This is a genomic window from Massilia endophytica (genome assembly GCF_021165955.1).
GTDB classification, from domain to species: domain Bacteria; phylum Pseudomonadota; class Gammaproteobacteria; order Burkholderiales; family Burkholderiaceae_D; genus Rugamonas; species Rugamonas endophytica.
In genome coordinates, this window is record NZ_CP088952.1 from 3,490,926 (window position 1) to 3,509,140 (window position 18,215).

Below are 18,215 nucleotides of genomic sequence, written 5' to 3' on the forward strand. Positions count from 1 at the left end.
TCAGTGCTCCGTTGCGTCGTCGGCGTAGTTCTCGTGCAGACGCCATTCGATAAAGGTTTTCAGGGCCAGCGTGACCAGGGCCAGCAGCGCCAGCAGCGATGCCACGGCGAAGGCGGCCACGAAGTTGTATTCGTTGTAGAGGATCTCGACCTGCAGCGGCATGGTGTTGGTCTCGCCACGGATATGGCCGGACACCACGGACACCGCGCCGAATTCACCCATGGCGCGCGCGTTACACAGGATCACGCCATACAGCAGGCCCCATTTGATGTTGGGCAGCGTCACGCGGAAGAAGGTCTGCCAGCCGGATGCACCCAGCACCACCGCCGCCTCCTCCTCTTCGCTGCCCTGGGCCTGCATCAGCGGAATCAGCTCGCGCGCCACGAAGGGGAAGGTGATGAAGATGGTGGCGATCACAATGCCCGGCACGGCGAACAGGATCTTGATGTCGTGCGCCGCCAGCCATTCGCCGAACCAGCCCTGTGCGCCGAACAGCAGCACATAGATCAGGCCCGAAATCACGGGCGACACCGAGAACGGCAGGTCGATCAGCGTGAGCAGCAGGCTCTTGCCGCGGAACTCGAACTTCGCCACCGCCCAGGAGGCGGCAATGCCGAAGACCATGTTCAGGGGCACGGCGATGGCCGCGGTAATCAGCGTCAGCTTGATCGCGGCAATCGCATCCTCGTCCAGGATGGATTCCACATAAACGCTCCAGCCCTTGCGCAGCGCTTCGGTGAACACGGCCACCAGCGGCACGAAGAGGAAGAGCGTCAGGAAAACCAGTGCGACCGCCAGCAGCGCATAGCGCACCCAGGACGGCTCCAGCACATCGGAAACGGTTGGCAGTTCGCCACGGTGTTGAGTGGCCATCTTATTTCCCCGACTTTCCGCGGGCCCAGGCCTGCAGCAGGTTAATCGTCAACAGCATGAAGAAGGAGGCGACCAGCATCACCACGGCAATCGCGGTGGCGCCTGCGTAGTCGTACTGCTCCAGCTTCGTGATGATGAAGAGCGGCGTAATTTCAGAAACCATGGGCATGTTCCCCGCGATGAAGATCACCGAGCCGTATTCGCCGGTGGCGCGCGCGAAGGCCAGCGCGAAGCCCGTCATCAGCGAAGGCAGGATGGTGGGGAACACCACGCGGAGAAAGGTCTGCAGCGAGGAAGCGCCCAGGCTGGCCGCAGCCTCCTCCAGTTCGCGCTCCGCATCTTCCAGCACGGGCTGCACGGTGCGCACCACGAAGGGCAGGCCGATGAAGGTGAGCGCGACCACCACGCCGACCGGGGTGAAAGCGACCTTGAGGCCGAGCATGCCTTCGATATAGCGGCCGAACCAGCCGTTGGAGGAATACAGGGCCGTCAGCGTAATGCCCGCGACGGCGGTGGGCAGCGCGAACGGCAGGTCCACGAGGGCGTCGATGAGGCGCTTGCCGGGGAAGCGGTAGCGCACCAGCACCCAGGCCACAATGCCGCCGAAGAAGGCGTTGATGCTGGCGCCGATCAGGGCGGCGCCGAAGGTCAGCTTGTAGGACGCCACCACGCGCTCGGAAGTCACGGCGGACCAGAAGCCTTCCCAGGTCATGGTGAAAGTCTTCAGGAAAACGGCGGACAGCGGAATCAGGACGATCAGCGTCAGGTAGAAGATCGTAAAGCCCAGGGACAGCTTAAAGCCCGGCATCACGCGGTAAGGCGCGCGCCGGGCCGGAACAGCTACCGGCACAGGAACCGGTATCACGACTGCTGTCATATTCACTCCCTCTTATTACATTTTCGACTAATAGGAGCGAATAATCGCAGAGCCGCGTTATATATCAAACTAACCTTTTGTCATTTGCTTAGATGTCAAAGCCGATATAAGCGGACTCAAGGGAGCGTGCATGGCACCTGCTGCAGGGCATGGGTAGTGAGCGAACCCGTGAAGGTCGAGCGCTGCACCTGCCACTGCTCGTTCTCCAGCGAGATGCGGGTCGTCATCACCGAGCCCGAGCTGTTGTCGAAGCCGGTCACCGCGCCCGCGGCGATCCAGTCCAGCGCTCCATCAGGACGGAACGAAGCCATGCCGCTCATGAAACCCTGCAGGTACAGGCGCCGTTCCGGCGGCTGGTAGCTGAAGACCACGTGCTCGTACACATTCACGGCAGCCGATTCGGTGCTGGTCTGCAGCGCCATGGGGTTGCCCGTATCCCGCGCAACGACATAGAAGCGGTTCAGGCTATCGTTCGTCATTTTGAAGCATGCCGGGAGGGTATCGGCATGGGCCGCGGTAGCCAGGGTAATGGCGGCGATTGCGGCGATCAGAGGTTTTACCTTCATTTTCTTATCCCTATTTCTGAGTTGTTTGACGGAGCGGGTCCGCCCCGCTACAGCCAGGGTCGTTGCAAACCTGGCACTGTTGCTTTGCAGAGGGAAGTGGAAAAAAGGAAAAAATGGCCTATGATGGACACAGAACAATTCAGGAGACAGCCATGACCCATGCATTGCTGCTGACGGACCGCCTGTGCGATCTCACCGAGATGGCCCTGCAGGCGTACACGAAGTTCGAAAAGGCCACGGTGTTCTCGGCCACCCGCGCCATCCGCGCGGAATTCCATGAAGTGGCGCCGCAGATGCCGCCGGCGGCGGAAGAGAAGCTCGCTTCCATCTGCCACGCCATCCTGGGCGCCGTGGAATATACGCCCACGGAAGGCCGCACCAATCCGCAGTGCATCGTTTGCGCGCGCAACGATATCGTCGCCTTGCGCGAGATGCTGAAGCAGCTGCCGCCCGCCTACTTCGCCCAACAAAAAGAGCGCCTCGAAGGGCGCTCTTCACCAACGCTGCAATAGCGCTTACTTGTTCGGCTGCGGCGTGACGCGCAGATAGGGGCGCAGCGCCGTATAGCCTTTCGGGTATTTCTGCTTGAGGAGATCCGGGTCCTGCACGGTGAGCGGAATGATCACGTCGTCGCCGTCCTTCCAGTTGCCCGGCGTGGCCACGGTGTGCTTGTCGGTCAGCTGCAGGGCGTCGATCACGCGCAGCACTTCGTCGAAGTTGCGGCCGGTGCTCATCGGGTAGGTGATGATCAGGCGGACCTTCTTGTTCGGATCGATCACGAACAGGGAACGCACGGTGGCCGTGGCGCTCTGCTCCGGGTGGATCATGTCGTACAGGCCGGACACCTTGCGGTCCGAGTCGGCGATGATGGGGAAGCCCACCACGGTCTTCTGGGTGTCCTCGATATCCTTGATCCACTCCTTGTGCGCATCGACCGGGTCCACGGACAGCGCGATGGCTTTCACATTGCGCTTGTCGAACTCCGGTTTCAGCTTGGCGGTCAGGCCCAGCTCAGTGGTGCACACCGGCGTGAAGTCGGCCGGATGAGAGAACAGCACCACCCAGGAATCGCCCGCCCACTCGTGGAACTTGATGCGGCCAATGGAGGTATCCTGCTCGAAATCGGGGGCGGTGTCGCCGAGGCGTAAAGTCATGGAAGTCTCCAAGATAGTTAAACAGACAACGGACTGCCATTGTGCGCTGTTTCGGCCAGCAATTGCAACTGCTGCTGGCCAAAAATCCAGTCGCCCAGCCCGGACTCGGAATTGATATGTCCCCGCTCGCCGATATCGATGAAGCGGCTGCCCCAGCGCGCGGCCCATTCGCGGGCCTTGCCGATGTCCATCCAGGGGTCGGTGCTGCTCGCGATGACGATGGAGGGGCAAGGCAGCGGGCCTTGCGGCAGCCGGGCCGCCAGGCCGAACTTGTCCGGATCGGCAGGCGCCACCAGCAGCAGGCCTTCGACGCCCAGCGGGTCTTCGGCCACGCTCAGGGCCGAAGCCAGGCTGCCGAAGCTGTGGGCCGCGATCAGCGTGGGCCTGCGGTCCTCCTGGCGCACACGGTCCACATTTGCCCGCCAGGCTTGCAGATTGGGAGTCTCCCAGTCCTGCTGGTTCACGCGTTCGAAGCCGGGATACAGGCGCTGCCAGCGGCTCTGCCAGTGCTCTTCTCCGCTGTTGGACAGGCCGGGCACCACGAGGACCCGGTAGTTCGATAGCAGCGCTGCTCCCATGCTTGCTCCTTATTTCGTCTGATAGATCTGGTCGAACACGCCGCCGTCGGCGAAGTGCGTTTTCTGCGCGCGGGTCCAGTCGCCCGCCACATCGGCAATCGTGAACAGCTTCACGTTGGGGAACTGGGCGGCGTACTTCTTCGCTTCCTTCTCCACCGTTGGGCGGTAGTAGTTCTTCGCGATGATCTCCTGCGCTGCATCAGTGTAGAGGAAATTCAGGTAGGCCTCGGCCACTTTGCGGGTGCCGCGCTTGTCCACCACCTTATCCACGATGGCGACGGGCGGCTCGGCGAGAATGCTCACGGAAGGCGCCACGATCTCCACCTTGTCCGGGCCCAGCTCCTTGATCGCGAGCAGGGCTTCGTTTTCCCATGCGAGGAGCACGTCGCCGATGCCGCGCTCCACGAAAGTGGTGGTGGCGCCGCGCGCGCCGGAGTCCAGCACGGGCACGTTCTTGTACAGCTTCTTCAGGTACTCGCGGGCGCTCGCCTCGCTGCCGCCCGGCTGGCGCAGCGCGTAGCCGTAGGCGGCAAGGTGGTTCCAGCGCGCGCCGCCGGAAGTCTTGGGATTGGGCGTGATCACGGCGACGCCGGGCTTCACCAGGTCGCCCCAGTCCTTGATGCCTTTCGGGTTGCCCTTGCGGACCAGGAAGACGATGGTGGAGCTGTAAGGCGTGGAGTTGTGGCCCAGGCGCTTCTGCCAGGCCTTGTCCACCAGGCCCTTTTCGGCCACGGCATCGATGTCGTAAGCCAGTGCCAGGGTCACCACGTCCGCCTCCAGGCCGTCGATCACGGCGCGCGCCTGCTTGCCCGAGCCGCCGTGCGACTGCTTGATCTTCACGTTGTCGCCGGTCTTCGCCTTCCAGTCCTTGGCGAAGGCGGCGTTCACGTCCTGGTAGAGCTCACGCGTGGGATCGTAGGAGACGTTGAGCAGGTTGATGTCGGCCGCCTGGGCGGTCAGCGAGACAAAGGCAGCAAGAGCGAGCAGTTTCTTGGACAGCATTGGATTTCCCCTGTTTGTTTGGAAATCGCAGGATAGAGCCGTCCTATATAAATGAGAACGAAGTATTTCGCGGTTTCTTATGCCGCCAATACATATAGCCTAGTAAAAGCGGTTGAACAGCACCACGGCCCAGGTGGCGCCGGCGAGCAGGCAGGCCAGCAGCACGGCGGCCGACCCGAAATCCTTGGCGTTCTTGGAGAGGGGATGGCGCTCGAGGGAGATGCGGTCCACCACGGCCTCGATGGCGGAGTTGATGAGTTCAACGATCAGCACCAGCACCATGACGCCGATCAGCAGCAGCTTCTGATAGGCCGAGAGCGGCAGGGCCAGCGCCACGGCCGAGGCCACCACGAAGAGCATCAGCTCCTGGCGGAAGGCGTGCTCGGTCTGCCAGGCCGACTTGAGCCCATCCATGGAATAGAAGAAGGCCGAAAAGATACGCTTGAGGCCGCTTTTGCTTTTGAATTCGCTGATTGGCTGTTCCATGGGGCACGATTTTGATTCGGTGCATCAATTATAGCCCCCGCTCTTGCGCGCAAAGCGTATTTCCACTTTTTTTCACATCATGGTATAAAGTGAAGCACGCATACTGCACTGCACCAACCACATCATGAAAAGCGAAATTGTCCCCGAACAAAAAACCACCATCCAGGTTATCGAACGCATGGTGGCGCTGCTCGATGCGCTGGCCAAGTATCCCGATCCGGTCAGCCTGAAGGAATTGTCCAAGGTCTCCGGACTGCACCCTTCCACGGCCCACCGCATTCTGAACGATATGGTGGTGACCCGCTTCGTCGACCGCATCGAGCCCGGCACCTACCGCCTGGGCATGCGCCTGCTGGAGCTGGGCAATGTGGTCAAGAGCCGCCTCTCCGTGCGCGAAGCGGCGCTCGATTTCATGCGCTCCCTGCACAAGAAGACGCAGCAGACCATCAACCTCTCCGTGCGCCAGGGCGACGAGATCGTCTACATCGACCGCGCCTTCTCCGAGCGCTCCGGCATGCAGGTGGTGCGCGCCATCGGCGGCCGCGGCCCCCTGCACCTGACCTCGACGGGCAAGCTCTTCCTGTCCGTGGACGAGCCCAAGGCCATCCGCGCCTACGCCACCCGCACGGGCCTGGCGGGGCACAACAAGAATTCGATTACGGATCTGGCCAAGCTGGAACGCGAGCTGAGCCTGGTGCGCGCGCGCGGCTATGCGCGCGACAACGAGGAACTGGAACTGGGCGTGCGCTGCATGGCCGCAGGCATCCGTGACGACTCGGGGAAGCTGGTGGCAGGCCTGTCGATTTCGGCGCCCGCCGACCGCCTGCAGGAGGAATGGCTGGAAGACCTGGTCAGCACCGCCAACCAGATCTCCGCAACCCTGGGTTACATGCCCGTGGCCGACTGAGCGCTGCCGCCCGCGCTGTCCGTGAAGGACGGCTTCAGGGCGGACAGCCACTTGCGCATGCGCATGGCATCGCCCACGCGCGCCGCGGTGCCTTTCGCATCCAGCAGCACCATGATGACGGCGCGGCCTTCGATCACAGCCTGCATCATCACGCAGCGGCCTGCTTCGTTGATGAAGCCCGTCTTCTGCAGGCCGATCTCCCAGCCCGACTTCGGCGACACGAGGCCGTTGGTGGTGCCGAACTGCACCGGACGGCCATTGCGCTCGATGATCGCTTTCGGATCGGTGGAGAACTCGCGCAGGATCGGGTGTTCGTACGCGGCCTGCGCCAGCTTGGCCAGGTCGCGCGCGCTCGCCACATTCATTTTCGACAGGCCGCTCGAATCCACGTAGTGGGTGTCGTTCATGCCGAGGGACTGGGCCTTCGCGTTCATGGCTTCCACAAAGGCAGGCAGGCCGCCCGGATAATTGCGTCCCAGCGCGGAGGCGGCGCGGTTTTCCGAGCTCATGAGCGCGATATGCAGCATATTGCGGCGGGTCAGGCGGTCGCCCACATTCAGGCGCGAGCTGGAGAATTTTTCGCGGTCCACGTCCTCGTCCGTCACCGTGAGCATTTCGTCCATGTCCTGGTTGGCTTCCACCACCACCAGGCCGGTCATCATCTTGGTAATCGAAGCGATGGGCAGGGCCACATTGGCGTTCTTTTCGAACAGCACTTCGGAATTGGCCTGGTCGACGACCAGGGCCACATTGGATTTCAGGTCGAGGGGATCGCGGGTCAGGTTCAGGCCCGCCAGGTCGCCCATGGTCGGCTTCGAGATCGCGCCGCCCACATTGGTTACGCGCTGGTACACCACCTTGCGCTTGCCGTTCACGGTGATGACGCGCTTGATGATGCGCTCGCGCGGGATCACGCTCTCCGGCGCCATGCGGCGCACGCCGGCCTTTTTCACGCTTACTTTTTTCGCGCTTGCTTTCGCCGCCTGCGCGTCGGCCACCGGCAGCGACACGAAGAGAGCGGAAATCAAGGCAGTCAATGCAAGTTTGAACATGGATAATTCCCCGGAACAGAGCAAAACAGCGCCGTTGCAGTGTAGCAAATCACTGATCCAGCGCAAGCGAATTTAACGTTTTTCGCTCGATTGTAGACAGTAGCGCAAGAGGTAAAGCCGATTCTTGAGGCTGTCGCACAACGAATGCTTGTCACTCCATAAATTTAACAAAACTGGCAACCGGCTCGCGTTCACTGATCAAGGAGTTCTCGATTTTCTCAGGGTCGGCGTAACCGAGGGCCATCCCGCACACCACCATTTCGTCGCTGGAGAGATCGAGTTCTTTCGCGATCAGGCGGTGGAACTGCGTGAAGGCGGCCTGGGGGCAGGTATCCAGTCCCCTGCCCCGTGCGGCCACCATAATATTCTGCAGGAACATTCCATAATCGAGCCAGGAGCCCTGCTCCATGATGCGGTCGATGGTAAAGATCATGCCCACGGGCGCATCGAAGAAGGTGAAGTTGCGCGCGTGCTGGGCGGCCATGCCCGCCTTGTTCTCGCGCGTCAGCCCCAGCAGGGCGTACAGGTCCCAGCCCACCTTGCGGCGGCGGTCGATATAGGGCGACTTCCACTCGCGGGGATAGTAGGCGTATTCCTCGGTGTGCTGGCGGTTCTGCTCGGGATCCTTGTACGCGTCCACAATCCGGGCGCACAGGCGCGCCTTGGCCTCGCCCGTGAGCACATAGGCTTTCCACGGCTGGGTATTGGTGCCCGAAGGAGCGCGGGCCGCGACCTGCAGGATCGCCTCGATGTCCTCGCGCGCCACCGGCGTGGGCAGAAAGGCGCGGATCGAGCGGCGCGAAGTGATGGCGGCGTCTACCGCCTGCTGGTCGGGGCTTGAAATCATGCTGAAATCCCTACTTTGACTTCTTTACAACGAATACTACACCGATTACGGCGAGCGCCATGCCCGCCATGCCGAGAAAACTGAAGGCCTCGCCGAACATGAGCCAGGCCATAAGGGCTGTAGTCGGGGGCGTGAGATAGAGCAGGCTCGTCACCTGCGTCGCCCCGCTGCCCCGAATCAGCTTGAACAGGAGGAAGATGGCGCCAATGGACAGGGCCAGTACCGACCACAGCAAAGCGGCAATAAAGCGCGGCGTCCACTGCACCGCATCCAGCGACAGGTTCAGGCCCTCCAGCCAGATGGCGAAGGGCAGCACCACCACGGTGGAGGCCGCAAACTGGATCACCGTGCCCGTGCGCAGGTCGAAATGGGGGCAGAAGTGCTTCTGGTACAGAGTGCCCGCCGTCATCGCGAGCAGCGCACCCACGCAGAGGGCCACCGCCTCCCAGCGCAGGCCCACGAGATTGATCTTGGCATAGACCACCAGGGCCACGCCCGCGATGCCGAACACCAGCCCCAGCCACTGAACCGGCCGCACGCGCTCGCCGATCAGGGGCGCGGCGAAGGCGGTCAGGATGGGCTGCATGCCCACGATGAGGGCCGACAGGCCCGCAGGCATGCCCAGCTTGATCGCGCACCACACCCCGCTGAGATAGCAGGCCTGCACCAGGATACCCGCAACGGCGATATGGGCCACCTTCCCTGCCGGCCAGGGTGCCTTGAGCACCAGCACGGCCGGCGCGAGGAGGACGAGGACGCCAAGGAAGCGCAGCAGCAGGAAAGTGAGCGGCGGCGCGTAAGGCAGGCCGAACTTCGCCACGACAAAGCCCGTGCTCCACAGGAAGACGAAAAACAGGGGAATGGGCGAGAGGAAACTTGCGTGTGGCTGACTGGACATCTGTCGAGTCTATCACGCGTCAGAAGGCCCTGCCGGAGGAGGCCCGAAAGCCTAAAAATTTCCTACCAGAACAATCACTTAGATATTTTGGTGCGTCGCACAAAAAACGCTTGACATCTGATTTCAGACCCGTAGAATGGTCCATGTTGCGTTGCACAATGTTGTTTATTACCCGGAACAGCAGGACCTATCAACGACTAATTCATTTTTTGGAGAGCTTCATGTTTTCGATTCCTGAACAATTTTCCAATGCGACCAAGGCCAATGTTGAAAGCCAGTTCGCCATCTTCTCCGCGCTGACCAACAAAGCCTTCGAAGGCGTTGAGAAGTTTGTGGACCTGAACCTGACCGCTGCCAAGGCCTCCCTGGAAGAGACCTCCTCCGCCGCCAAGCAGCTGCTGGCCGCCAAGGATCCGCAGGAATTCTTCTCGCTGACCGCCGCCCAGGCCCAGCCGACCGCCGAGAAAGCCATCGCTTACGGCCGTCACCTGGCTTCGATCGCTACCGGCACCACCGCCGAGTTCAGCAAGGCCGCCGAGACCCAGATCGCCGAGACCAACCGCAAGGTGATCTCCCTGGTGGAAGAAGTGAGCAAGAACGCCCCGGCCGGCACCGAGAACGCCGTGGCCCTGTTCAAGTCCGCCCTGGGCAGCGCCAGCGCCGGCTACGAGCAGTTCAGCAAGACCGCCAAGCAGGCTGCCGAGACCCTGGAAGCCAACGTCAACGCCGCCGTGAACCAGTTCACCTCGGCTGTGAAAGCTGCACCGGCTGCTGCTGCCAAGTAATCTCCTCGATCCGCGAGCAAGCGGAATCGTCTGCCCCGGCCTCGTCCGGGGCTTTTTTTCGTCCAAGAGTATACATTTCGTCCAAATCGAGATAATCTATCCAAATGCATACCCCTGAACAGAAACAGCTGCTGGAGCAGCTGCAGCACATCGCCGCCGGTCTTGGCCAGACGCTGGCCCCCTTCGGCGAAGTGGTGCTGCACGACCTGTGCGATCCCGAACACACCGTACTCGCCATCCACAACAATCTGTCCGGCCGCGAGGTGGGCGACCCGGCCACCGAACTGGGGCTCGCCCGCATTGCGGACCCGGACTTCGCCCAGGTGGTGGCCAACTACCCCAACCGCTTCCCGGACGGGCGGCAGGCCAAGAGCACCTCCATCGGCATCAAGGACAGCCAGGGCAACTACATCGCCGCCCTGTGCATGAACATCGACCTGACGCTGTTCCAGGGACTGCAAAACCTGCTTGGCCAGTTCGGCAGCATGAATACCAGCGCGGGCATCAAGGAAACCCTGTCGACGGCGGGGTCGGACACCATCCGCGCCTACATCGACACCTTCGCCGCGCGCCACGCCACCACGCCCCGCGCATTGAGCGCAGACCAGCGCCGCATGCTGATGCGCGAACTCAGGGAAGCGGGACTGACCGAAATGCGGCGCGCCATGGAAACCGTGGCGGCTCACCTGGGCGTATCGCGCGCTGCCGTCTACAACTACGCCAAATAAGGACGCCCCATGAGCGAAACCAGCCAGCTGCTTCTGCTCGACCGCGACCAGGCAGCCGCCCTGCTCGACCCCGAGGCGGTGCTGGAGGCCACACGCGAGGCCTTCCTGCTGCATGCCAGCCGCGCGGGGCGCATCTTCCCGCTGGTGCGCGAGCCGCTGCCGAACGGGATCTTCGGCATCAAATCCGGCAACGTGGAAGACGAGCAGCTGCTTGGCTTCAAGGCAGCGGGCTTCTGGCCGGGCAACCGCGCGCATGGCGCCGATGCGCACCAGGCCACCATCATGCTCTTCGATCCCGACACGGGCCGGCCGCAGTGCCTCATCGATGGCAACGCCGTGACCACGACGCGCACGGCGGCGGCAGGCGCCATCGGCCTGCTCGCGCTGGCGCGGCCCGAAAGCAGCAGCGTATGCGTCTTCGGCACCGGCGTGCAGGCCGTGGCCCAGCTGGACTATGCGCTGCGCTTCCTGCCCTCGCTGCGCACGGTGCGCTACATGGCATCCGGGGGCCGCCGTGACGAGGCCTTCGAAGCACGCTTCGCACAGCGCTGCGATATTTCGCCGGGGGTCAATGCCAACGAGGCGGTTGCGGCAAGCGACATCGTCATCGCCGCCACGCCGGGGCGCGCCGTGCTCTTCGACGCGGATGCGGTGAAGCCCGGCACCCACATCAATGCCGTCGGCAGCGACACGCGCGGCAAGCGCGAACTGCCGGAAGGCCTGCTGCCGCGCGCCCGCGTCTGGGCCGACGACCTGGCGCAGGCACGCACCCTGGGCGAACTGCAATGGAGCCCGGGCCATCCGGCGGAAGAACTCGGAACCGTGCTGGCAAGCGGCGCGGCGGCGCGCGCGGCGCACGACGTCACGGTTTTCGACATGACGGGCATCGCCCTGCAGGATCTCACGGTGGCGCGCATGCTCCGGCAGCGCGCCTTGGCAAGCGGCGCAGGCAGCAGCATCGCCTGGCCATGGTAATCACACAGGAAAAGCAAATGAGCGAACTTCAACTACCGACTTACGAAGACGTCGTCGCGGCGTCGAAACGCATCGAAGGCAAGGCCCACCGCACGCCGGTGCTCACCTCGCGCACGGCGAACGAGGAACTGGGCGCGGAGCTCTTCTTCAAGGCGGAGAACATGCAGCGCATGGGCGCCTTCAAGTTCCGCGGCGCCTACAACGCGCTGGCGCGCTTCAGTCCCGAGCAGAAGAAGGCGGGTGTGGTCGCTTTCTCGTCGGGTAACCATGCGCAGGCGGTTGCGCTGTCGGCAAAGCTGATCGGCATGCCCGCCACCATCGTCATGCCGCACGACGCACCTGAATCGAAAGTCGCGGCGACGCGCGGTTACGGCGCCAACGTGATCATTTACGACCGCTACACGGAGGACCGCGAACAGATCGGCCGCGAACTGGCGCAGAAGCACGGCTACACCCTGATCCCGCCCTACGACCACGCGGACGTGATTGCAGGCCAGGGCACGGCGGCGAAGGAACTGTTCGAGGACGTGGGCGAGCTGGATGCGCTGTTCGTCTGCATGGGCGGCGGCGGCCTGCTGAGCGGCTCTTCGCTGGCGGCGAAGGCGCTCTCGCCGAAATGCAAGCTGTATGGCGTGGAACCGGAAGCGGGGAACGACGGCCAGCAATCCTTCCGCAGCGGCAGCATTGTCCACATCGACACCCCGAAGACGATTGCGGACGGCGCGCAGACGCAGCACCTGGGCCAGCTCACCTTCCCCATCATTCGGCGCAATGCGGACGACATCCTGACGGTGAGCGATGCGCAGCTGATCGAAGCGATGCGCTTCTTTGCCTCGCGCATGAAGATCGTGGTGGAGCCGACGGGCTGCCTGGGCTATGCGGCGGCGCGCGCGATGCAGGACGGGCTGCGCGGCAAGCGCGTCGGCGTCATCCTCAGCGGCGGCAACATCGACATTCCCCGCCTCGCCGCCCTTCTCGCCTAAAGCCGAGCCCGTGTCCAACTCTGGTGCCAGGGAAGAAATTTGGACACGTGCTCTGCACTAAGCATGTAGGGCCGAGCTCGTGTCCACTTTTCTTCCCTGGCACCAGAAGTGGACACGAACACAGCAGTTTTTTATTCGCCGAGGTAGGCGGCTTTGACGCGGGGGTCGTCGAGCATGTCGGCGGCGTTGCCGCTCATGGTGATGACGCCGGAGTCCATCACGTAGCCGCGGTGGGCCGCCTGCAAAGCAAGCTTGGCGTTCTGTTCGACCAGCAGGATCGTGATGCCTTCCTTCGAGACATTGCGGATCACCTCGAAGATCTTGTCCACCATGATCGGGGACAGGCCCATGGAGGGCTCGTCCAGCAGCAGCAGGTGCGGGTGGCACATCAGCGCGCGCGCCATCGCCAGCATCTGCTGCTCGCCGCCGGACAGGGTGCCCGCCAGCTGCGCCGAGCGTTCCTTCAGGCGCGGGAAGACTTCGTACCACTTTTCGATGTCCGCCTCGATGCCCGCCTTGTCGTCGCGCGTGTAGGCGCCCATCATGAGGTTTTCACGGATGGTCATGCGGGTGAACACGCCGCGGCCTTCCGGCACCATGGCGAGCTTTTTCTCCACCAGATGGAACGATTGCGTGCCTTTCAGCGACTGGCCCAGGTAGGAAACCGTGCCTTCCACCTTGCAGGGCGGGAGCGTGCCGGTGATCGCTTTCAGCGTCGTGGTCTTGCCCGCGCCGTTGGCGCCGATCAGCGTTACCAGTTCGCCTTCGTTGACTTCCAGGTCGATGCCTTTGACTGCCTTGATGCCGCCGTAGGCGACCTTCAGGCCGGAGACTTTCAGTACATTGGCACCCATCAGTGCGATCCTCCCAGGTAGGCCTCAATCACGGCCTGATTGCTTTGAATCTCGGAAGGCAGGCCTTCCGCAATGAGCTTGCCGTATTCGAGCACGGAGATGCGGTCGCACAGGCCCATCATCAGTTTCACGTCGTGCTCGATCAGCAGCACGGTCTTGCCTTCGTTCTTGATCTTGACCAGCAGTTCGCGCAGCGCGAGCTTCTCGGTGGCGTTCATGCCCGCAGCCGGTTCGTCCAGCGCGAGCAGCTGGGGATCGGTCGCGAGGGCGCGCGCGATTTCCAGGCGGCGCTGGTCGCCGTAGGACAGGAACTTCGAGGTGCGGTTGGCGAACTGGCCGATGCCCACGAAGTCCAGCAGTTCCTGGGCGCGGCGGCGGATCGACGCCTCTTCCTCGCGCGCTGCCTTGTGGCGGAACACGGCGCCGAACACGCCCTGGTGCGAGCGCACATGGCGGCCCACCATCACGTTTTCCAGCGCGGTCATCTCGCCGAAGAGGCGGATGTTCTGGAAGGTGCGTGCGATGCCAGCTTTCGCCACTTCATGCGGCGCGGAAGGCGAATACGGCTTGCCGGCCAGTTCGAAGGTGCCGGTATCGGGCTGATACAGGCCGGTGATGACGTTGAAGAAGGTGGTCTTGCCCGCGCCGTTCGGGCCGATCAGGCCATAGATCTGGCCGCGCAGGATCTTGATGCCGACGTCCGTCAGCGCCTGCAGGCCGCCGAAGCGCTTGTTGACGCCCGCAATATTCAGGAGAACTTCTTGTTGGCTCATTCTGTTTCGCTCACTCAGGCTGGCATGACGCCGGACGATTGGTCTTTGGTGTCGGAGTCGGCATCCGGACGGTCTTCATGCTTCGGCGCCGGCCACAGGCCCGCAGGACGGTTCAGCATGATGAGCACCATGGCCAGGCCGTACAGCAGCTGGCGCAGCACTTCCGCTTCGATCAGCACATGGCCGAACAGTTTTTGCTGCAGCGGCTCCACCACGTGGCGCAGCACTTCCGGCAGCGCCGCCAGCAGCGCGCCGCCCATGATGACGCCGGGGATGTGGCCGATGCCGCCCAGCACCACCATCGCCAGCACGGCAATCGATTCGGTCAGCGAGAACGATTCGGGCGACACGAAGCCCTGGAAGGAGGCGAACATGGCGCCCGCCACGCCGCCGAAGGTGGCGCCCATGGAGAAGGCCAGCAGCTTGACGTTGCGGGTGTTGATGCCCATGGCTTTCGCTGCGATTTCGTCTTCGCGGATGGCGACCCAGGCACGGCCCAGGCGCGAATGCTGCAGGCGCGCCGTGATGAACACGGTGACCACGGTCAGCAGCAGGAAGAGGAAGTAGTAGGCGTTCACGGACGGCATGGCGAAACTGCCGATGTAGACGGTGGCGCGCGAACCCGCCTCGCCTGCAAGGTTCACGCCGAACACGCGGATCGGGTCGATCAGGTTGATGCCCTGCGGGCCGTTGGTGACATTGATCGGATCGTTCAGGTTGTTCATGAAGATGCGGATGATCTCGCCGAAGCCCAGGGTCACGATGGCCAGGTAGTCGCCGCGCAGCTTCAGGGTCGGCGCGCCGAGCAGCGCGCCGAACACGCCTGCCAGCGCTGCGGCCAGCGGCACGATGACCCACACGGAAAGGTGGATGCCGTTGGTGCGGATATCCTCGCCCAGCACCGCGGCCAGCGCTTCGCCGGTGCCGGGGTGCAGGTTGATCAGCGATTCCAGCAGGGTCGCGAACTGGGGCGACGCCAGCAGGCCGGTCATGTAAGCGCCCAGCGCGTAGAAGGCGATATAGCCCAGGTCCAGCAGGCCCGCGAAGCCCACCACGATATTGAGGCCCAGCGCCAGCATGATGTAGAGCAGCGCGAGGTCGACGATACGTACCCAGGAGTTGCCGAAGTTCTGGGCGATGAAGGGGAAGACCATCATCAGCACGAGCACGACGCCCATGCTGATATAGGCTTTCTTCGGATTCTTCTGGACTTCGAAATTGAGGAGTGCCATGTTTCGTGTTCCTATTCTTATGCGCGGTCGGCGACGCGTTCACCCATGATGCCGGACGGACGGATCGTCAGCACCAGGATCAGCACCACGAAGGCGAAGATGTCCTGGTAGTTGGAGCCGAGGAAGCCGCCGGTCAGGTCGCCGATGTAGCCTGCGCCCAGGCTCTCGATAATGCCCAGCACAATGCCGCCGATCATGGCGCCGTAGATATTGCCGATACCGCCCAGCACCGCGGCGGAGAAAGCCTTCAGGCCGGGCACGAAGCCCATGGCGAACTGGATGGACGCGTAGTTCGCGCCCCACATCACGCCTGCCACGGCGGCCAGCGCGGCGCCGATGCCGAAGGTGGCGACGATCACGCGGTTCGAGTCCACGCCCATGAGGCCCGCCACGCGCGGGTTCTCCGCCACGGCGCGCATGGCGCGGCCCATGCGGGTTTTCTCGACCAGCATCACGAGGCCGAACATGGAGGCGGCGGCCAGCACCAGCAGCAGCACCTGGGTCACGCTGATCACGGCGCCACCCACCAGGATTGGATCGCTTGGCAGCAGCTGCGGGAAGGGCAGCGGATTGCGGCCCCAGATCATCATGGCGAAGGTCTGGAGCAGGATGGACACGCCGATGGCGGTAATCAGGGGAGCGAGGCGGGGTGCGTTGCGCAGGCGGCGGTAGGCCACGCGTTCGATGATGATGTTGACCAGCATGCAGAGCGGAATGGCGCCGATGATGGCAACGGCCAGCTGCACGTAGCCCGGCAGGCCGGGCGCATACGCTTCGAGCAGGCGCAGGATGGTCAGGCCGATCATGGCGCCGATCATCAGCACGTCGCCGTGGGCGAAGTTAATCAGGTTCAGCACGCCGTACACCATGGTGTACCCGAGGGCGACCAGCGCATACATGCTGCCTAGCACCAGCCCGTTGATAATTTGTTGGATAAATGTATCCATCGTGAGAAAGCCCCTTCAGGTAACAAAAACGGCACCCGGAAACTCCAACTGTCTCCGAAGTGCCGCCGTTCGACGCGACTGCGTGTTATCCGGGTTCCGGCGGCTTTCTGTTGAGCAGAAGAGTCGCCAGAACGGCAATTTTTCAAAGCGTTCGCAATGATAGCGATGTTTGCATAAAACTAAACGCTGAAAAATCGGGAATATTCTAAATTAAATTCATGCAAATGGAACACCTCTGAGGCGCTTGTTACATAGTCGTGTTGTTTTTATTGCCATCCAGGCCTTTGGGCAGGGGGAAGGTCACGTGCTCCTCCACGCCCTCCAGGGGACGCACGCTCTTCGCGCCCAGCTCCTTGAGGCGGTCGATCACAGCCTGCACCAGCACTTCGGGGGCCGACGCGCCGGCGGTCACGCCCACGCGCAACTTGCCTTCCAGCCAGGCGGGGTTGATCTGGGAGGCGTTGTCCACCATGTAGGCCGGTGTGCCCTTCTTCTCGGCCACTTCGCGCAGGCGGTTGGAATTCGAGCTGTTCGGGCTGCCCACCACGATCACCACCTCCACCTGCGGCGCCATGAACTTCACGGCTTCCTGGCGGTTGGTGGTGGCGTAGCAGATGTCGCCCTTCTTCGGCTCGATGATGGCCGGGTAGCGCGCCTTCAGGGCGGCGATGATGTCCGCCGTGTCGTCCACGGACAGGGTGGTCTGCGATACATAGGCCACCATCTCGGGATTGCGCACGTTCAGCTTCGCCACGTCGTCCACGGTTTCCACCAGGTGCATGCCCTCTTCCGCCTGGCCCATGGTGCCTTCCACTTCAGGATGGCCGTCGTGGCCGATCATGACGATCTCGCAGCCCTGCTTGCGCATCTTGGCCACTTCCACGTGCACCTTGGTGACCAGGGGGCAGGTGGCGTCGAAAATGGAGAGGCCGCGCGCCTCGGCTTCGGCGCGCACGGCCTTCGATACGCCGTGGGCCGAGAACACCAGCGTGTTCCCCGCGGGGACGTCGTCCAGTTCCTCGATGAAGATGGCGCCCTTGGCGCGCAGGTCTTCCACCACATAGGCGTTGTGCACAATCTCGTGGCGCACGTAGATGGGCGCGCCGAACTGCTGCAGCGCGCGTTCCACGATTTCGATGGCGCGGTCCACGCCAGCGCAGAAGCCGCGCGGCTGGGCCAGGAGAATTTCTTTGTCCATTACAGTACCGAGATGATGTTCACTTCGAACTTCACCGGCTGGCCAGCCAGCGGGTGGTTGAAATCGAAAACGGCGGAGTCCTCGCGCAGCTCGCGCAGGATGCCCGCAAAGCGGCCGCCGCCCGGCGCCGCGAAGTCCACCAGGTCGCCCACCTTGTAATCGGCGCCCGGCACCGAGTTCTCGTCGAGCGTGGCGCGCGACACGTGCTGGATCAGGTCCGGGTTGCGCGGGCCGAAGCCGACGCCTGGTTCCAGGTCGAAGACCTTGTGCGTGCCCTCGGGCAGGCCGATCAGCAGATCCTCCAGCACGGGCGCCAGCTGGCCCTGGCCCAGCATCAGCGTGGCCGGATTGCCCGCGAAGGTGGAAACGATGTCCGCCCCATCGAGGGTGGCAAGGCGGTAGTGCAGGGTCAGGTAGGCCGACTTGGTAACGACGGCAGCTTGAGTGTCAGACATGGCAATACTTTTTACGTGCAAACCGCTATTGTAAGCCAGCTTGGC

At 63.1% G+C, this 18,215-nt stretch carries 22 protein-coding genes; 6 read left to right on the top strand and 16 right to left on the bottom strand.

What is annotated here, in order from left to right; translation table 11 throughout:
- The 3 genes from cysW to LSQ66_RS16015 all read right to left on the bottom strand — a co-directional run bounded on the left by cysW (position 1) and on the right by LSQ66_RS16015 (position 2,316).
- The gene (gene cysW, locus LSQ66_RS16005; protein ID WP_231766189.1) at positions 1 to 873 is read right to left on the bottom strand and encodes a sulfate ABC transporter permease subunit CysW; all 873 of its coding nucleotides are present in this window, start codon (positions 871 to 873) and stop codon (positions 1 to 3) included.
- A 1-nt stretch (position 874) separates the two neighbouring features.
- The gene (gene cysT / locus LSQ66_RS16010; protein ID WP_231770132.1) at positions 875 to 1,681 is read right to left on the bottom strand and encodes a sulfate ABC transporter permease subunit CysT; all 807 of its coding nucleotides are present in this window, start codon (positions 1,679 to 1,681) and stop codon (positions 875 to 877) included.
- Positions 1,682 to 1,866: 185 nt separating this feature from the next.
- Positions 1,867 to 2,316 carry a hypothetical protein gene (locus tag LSQ66_RS16015; protein ID WP_231766190.1) on the bottom strand — a complete coding sequence of 150 codons (450 nt, stop codon included), beginning with the start codon at positions 2,314 to 2,316 and terminating at the stop codon, positions 1,867 to 1,869.
- Between the two features lie 152 nt (positions 2,317 to 2,468).
- Between LSQ66_RS16015 and LSQ66_RS16020 the strand changes: the two genes are divergently transcribed.
- Positions 2,469 to 2,828 carry a hypothetical protein gene (locus tag LSQ66_RS16020; protein ID WP_231766191.1) on the top strand — a complete coding sequence of 120 codons (360 nt, stop codon included), beginning with the start codon at positions 2,469 to 2,471 and terminating at the stop codon, positions 2,826 to 2,828.
- Positions 2,829 to 2,831: 3 nt separating this feature from the next.
- On the opposite strand, the gene LSQ66_RS16025 is transcribed toward LSQ66_RS16020, so the two are convergent.
- From LSQ66_RS16025 to LSQ66_RS16040, 4 genes are all read right to left on the bottom strand, one after another.
- Entirely contained in the window at positions 2,832 to 3,470 is a 639-nt protein-coding gene (locus LSQ66_RS16025; protein WP_231766192.1) for a peroxiredoxin, read from the bottom strand.
- A 17-nt stretch (positions 3,471 to 3,487) separates the two neighbouring features.
- Entirely contained in the window at positions 3,488 to 4,048 is a 561-nt protein-coding gene (locus tag LSQ66_RS16030; RefSeq protein WP_231766193.1) for an RBBP9/YdeN family alpha/beta hydrolase, read from the bottom strand.
- Between the two features lie 9 nt (positions 4,049 to 4,057).
- Complete coding sequence (locus tag LSQ66_RS16035) at positions 4,058 to 5,050, bottom strand: sulfate ABC transporter substrate-binding protein (RefSeq protein WP_231766194.1); 993 nt, start codon at positions 5,048 to 5,050, stop codon at positions 4,058 to 4,060.
- A 99-nt stretch (positions 5,051 to 5,149) separates the two neighbouring features.
- Positions 5,150 to 5,536 (bottom strand): diacylglycerol kinase, encoded by a 387-nt coding sequence (locus LSQ66_RS16040; protein WP_269449089.1) that lies wholly within the window; start codon positions 5,534 to 5,536, stop codon positions 5,150 to 5,152.
- A 124-nt stretch (positions 5,537 to 5,660) separates the two neighbouring features.
- Here LSQ66_RS16040 and LSQ66_RS16045 point away from each other — a divergent pair, with 124 nt between their 5' ends.
- Positions 5,661 to 6,443 (top strand): IclR family transcriptional regulator, encoded by a 783-nt coding sequence (locus LSQ66_RS16045; protein ID WP_231766195.1) that lies wholly within the window; start codon positions 5,661 to 5,663, stop codon positions 6,441 to 6,443.
- On the opposite strand, the gene LSQ66_RS16050 is transcribed toward LSQ66_RS16045, so the two are convergent.
- The 3 genes from LSQ66_RS16050 to LSQ66_RS16060 form a co-directional block, all read right to left on the bottom strand.
- On the bottom strand, positions 6,422 to 7,495 hold the full coding sequence (locus LSQ66_RS16050) for a serine hydrolase (RefSeq protein ID WP_231766196.1): 1,074 nt from the start codon (positions 7,493 to 7,495) through the stop codon (positions 6,422 to 6,424). The two genes, LSQ66_RS16045 and LSQ66_RS16050, sit on opposite strands and share 22 nt — an antisense overlap.
- 151 nt (positions 7,496 to 7,646) lie before the next feature.
- Positions 7,647 to 8,342 (bottom strand): nitroreductase, encoded by a 696-nt coding sequence (locus tag LSQ66_RS16055; protein WP_231766197.1) that lies wholly within the window; start codon positions 8,340 to 8,342, stop codon positions 7,647 to 7,649.
- Positions 8,343 to 8,352: 10 nt separating this feature from the next.
- A complete protein-coding gene (locus LSQ66_RS16060) occupies positions 8,353 to 9,240 on the bottom strand; it encodes a DMT family transporter (RefSeq protein ID WP_231766198.1) in 888 nt (295 codons plus the stop codon).
- A 221-nt stretch (positions 9,241 to 9,461) separates the two neighbouring features.
- Between LSQ66_RS16060 and phaP the strand changes: the two genes are divergently transcribed.
- The 4 genes from phaP to LSQ66_RS16080 all read left to right on the top strand — a co-directional run bounded on the left by phaP (position 9,462) and on the right by LSQ66_RS16080 (position 12,711).
- Positions 9,462 to 10,025: a TIGR01841 family phasin gene (gene phaP, locus LSQ66_RS16065; RefSeq protein ID WP_231766199.1), complete on the top strand. Its 564-nt coding sequence runs from the start codon at positions 9,462 to 9,464 to the stop codon at positions 10,023 to 10,025.
- Between the two features lie 98 nt (positions 10,026 to 10,123).
- Entirely contained in the window at positions 10,124 to 10,753 is a 630-nt protein-coding gene (locus tag LSQ66_RS16070) for a helix-turn-helix transcriptional regulator (RefSeq protein WP_231770134.1), read from the top strand.
- A 9-nt stretch (positions 10,754 to 10,762) separates the two neighbouring features.
- Positions 10,763 to 11,728, top strand: coding sequence for an ornithine cyclodeaminase family protein (locus LSQ66_RS16075; protein ID WP_231766200.1), 966 nt, complete (start codon positions 10,763 to 10,765; stop codon positions 11,726 to 11,728).
- A 17-nt stretch (positions 11,729 to 11,745) separates the two neighbouring features.
- Complete coding sequence (locus tag LSQ66_RS16080) at positions 11,746 to 12,711, top strand: threo-3-hydroxy-L-aspartate ammonia-lyase (RefSeq protein WP_231766201.1); 966 nt, start codon at positions 11,746 to 11,748, stop codon at positions 12,709 to 12,711.
- Between the two features lie 131 nt (positions 12,712 to 12,842).
- Here the strand turns inward: LSQ66_RS16080 and LSQ66_RS16085 are convergent, their stop codons facing one another.
- The 6 genes from LSQ66_RS16085 to LSQ66_RS16110 all read right to left on the bottom strand — a co-directional run bounded on the left by LSQ66_RS16085 (position 12,843) and on the right by LSQ66_RS16110 (position 18,170).
- Entirely contained in the window at positions 12,843 to 13,565 is a 723-nt protein-coding gene (locus LSQ66_RS16085) for an ABC transporter ATP-binding protein (RefSeq protein WP_231766202.1), read from the bottom strand.
- Positions 13,565 to 14,338 (bottom strand): ABC transporter ATP-binding protein, encoded by a 774-nt coding sequence (locus LSQ66_RS16090; RefSeq protein ID WP_231766203.1) that lies wholly within the window; start codon positions 14,336 to 14,338, stop codon positions 13,565 to 13,567. The genes LSQ66_RS16085 and LSQ66_RS16090 overlap by 1 nt, the downstream gene beginning before the upstream one ends.
- Before the next feature lie 14 nt (positions 14,339 to 14,352).
- Positions 14,353 to 15,570 carry an ABC transporter permease subunit gene (locus LSQ66_RS16095; RefSeq protein WP_231766204.1) on the bottom strand — a complete coding sequence of 406 codons (1,218 nt, stop codon included), beginning with the start codon at positions 15,568 to 15,570 and terminating at the stop codon, positions 14,353 to 14,355.
- A gap of 17 nt (positions 15,571 to 15,587) precedes the next feature.
- On the bottom strand, positions 15,588 to 16,517 hold the full coding sequence (locus LSQ66_RS16100; RefSeq protein ID WP_231766205.1) for a branched-chain amino acid ABC transporter permease: 930 nt from the start codon (positions 16,515 to 16,517) through the stop codon (positions 15,588 to 15,590).
- A gap of 247 nt (positions 16,518 to 16,764) precedes the next feature.
- On the bottom strand, positions 16,765 to 17,715 hold the full coding sequence (ispH, locus tag LSQ66_RS16105) for a 4-hydroxy-3-methylbut-2-enyl diphosphate reductase (RefSeq protein WP_231766206.1): 951 nt from the start codon (positions 17,713 to 17,715) through the stop codon (positions 16,765 to 16,767).
- Positions 17,715 to 18,170 carry an FKBP-type peptidyl-prolyl cis-trans isomerase gene (locus LSQ66_RS16110; RefSeq protein WP_231766207.1) on the bottom strand — a complete coding sequence of 152 codons (456 nt, stop codon included), beginning with the start codon at positions 18,168 to 18,170 and terminating at the stop codon, positions 17,715 to 17,717. The genes ispH and LSQ66_RS16110 overlap by 1 nt, the downstream gene beginning before the upstream one ends.
- Positions 18,171 to 18,215: the final 45 nt, after the last annotated feature.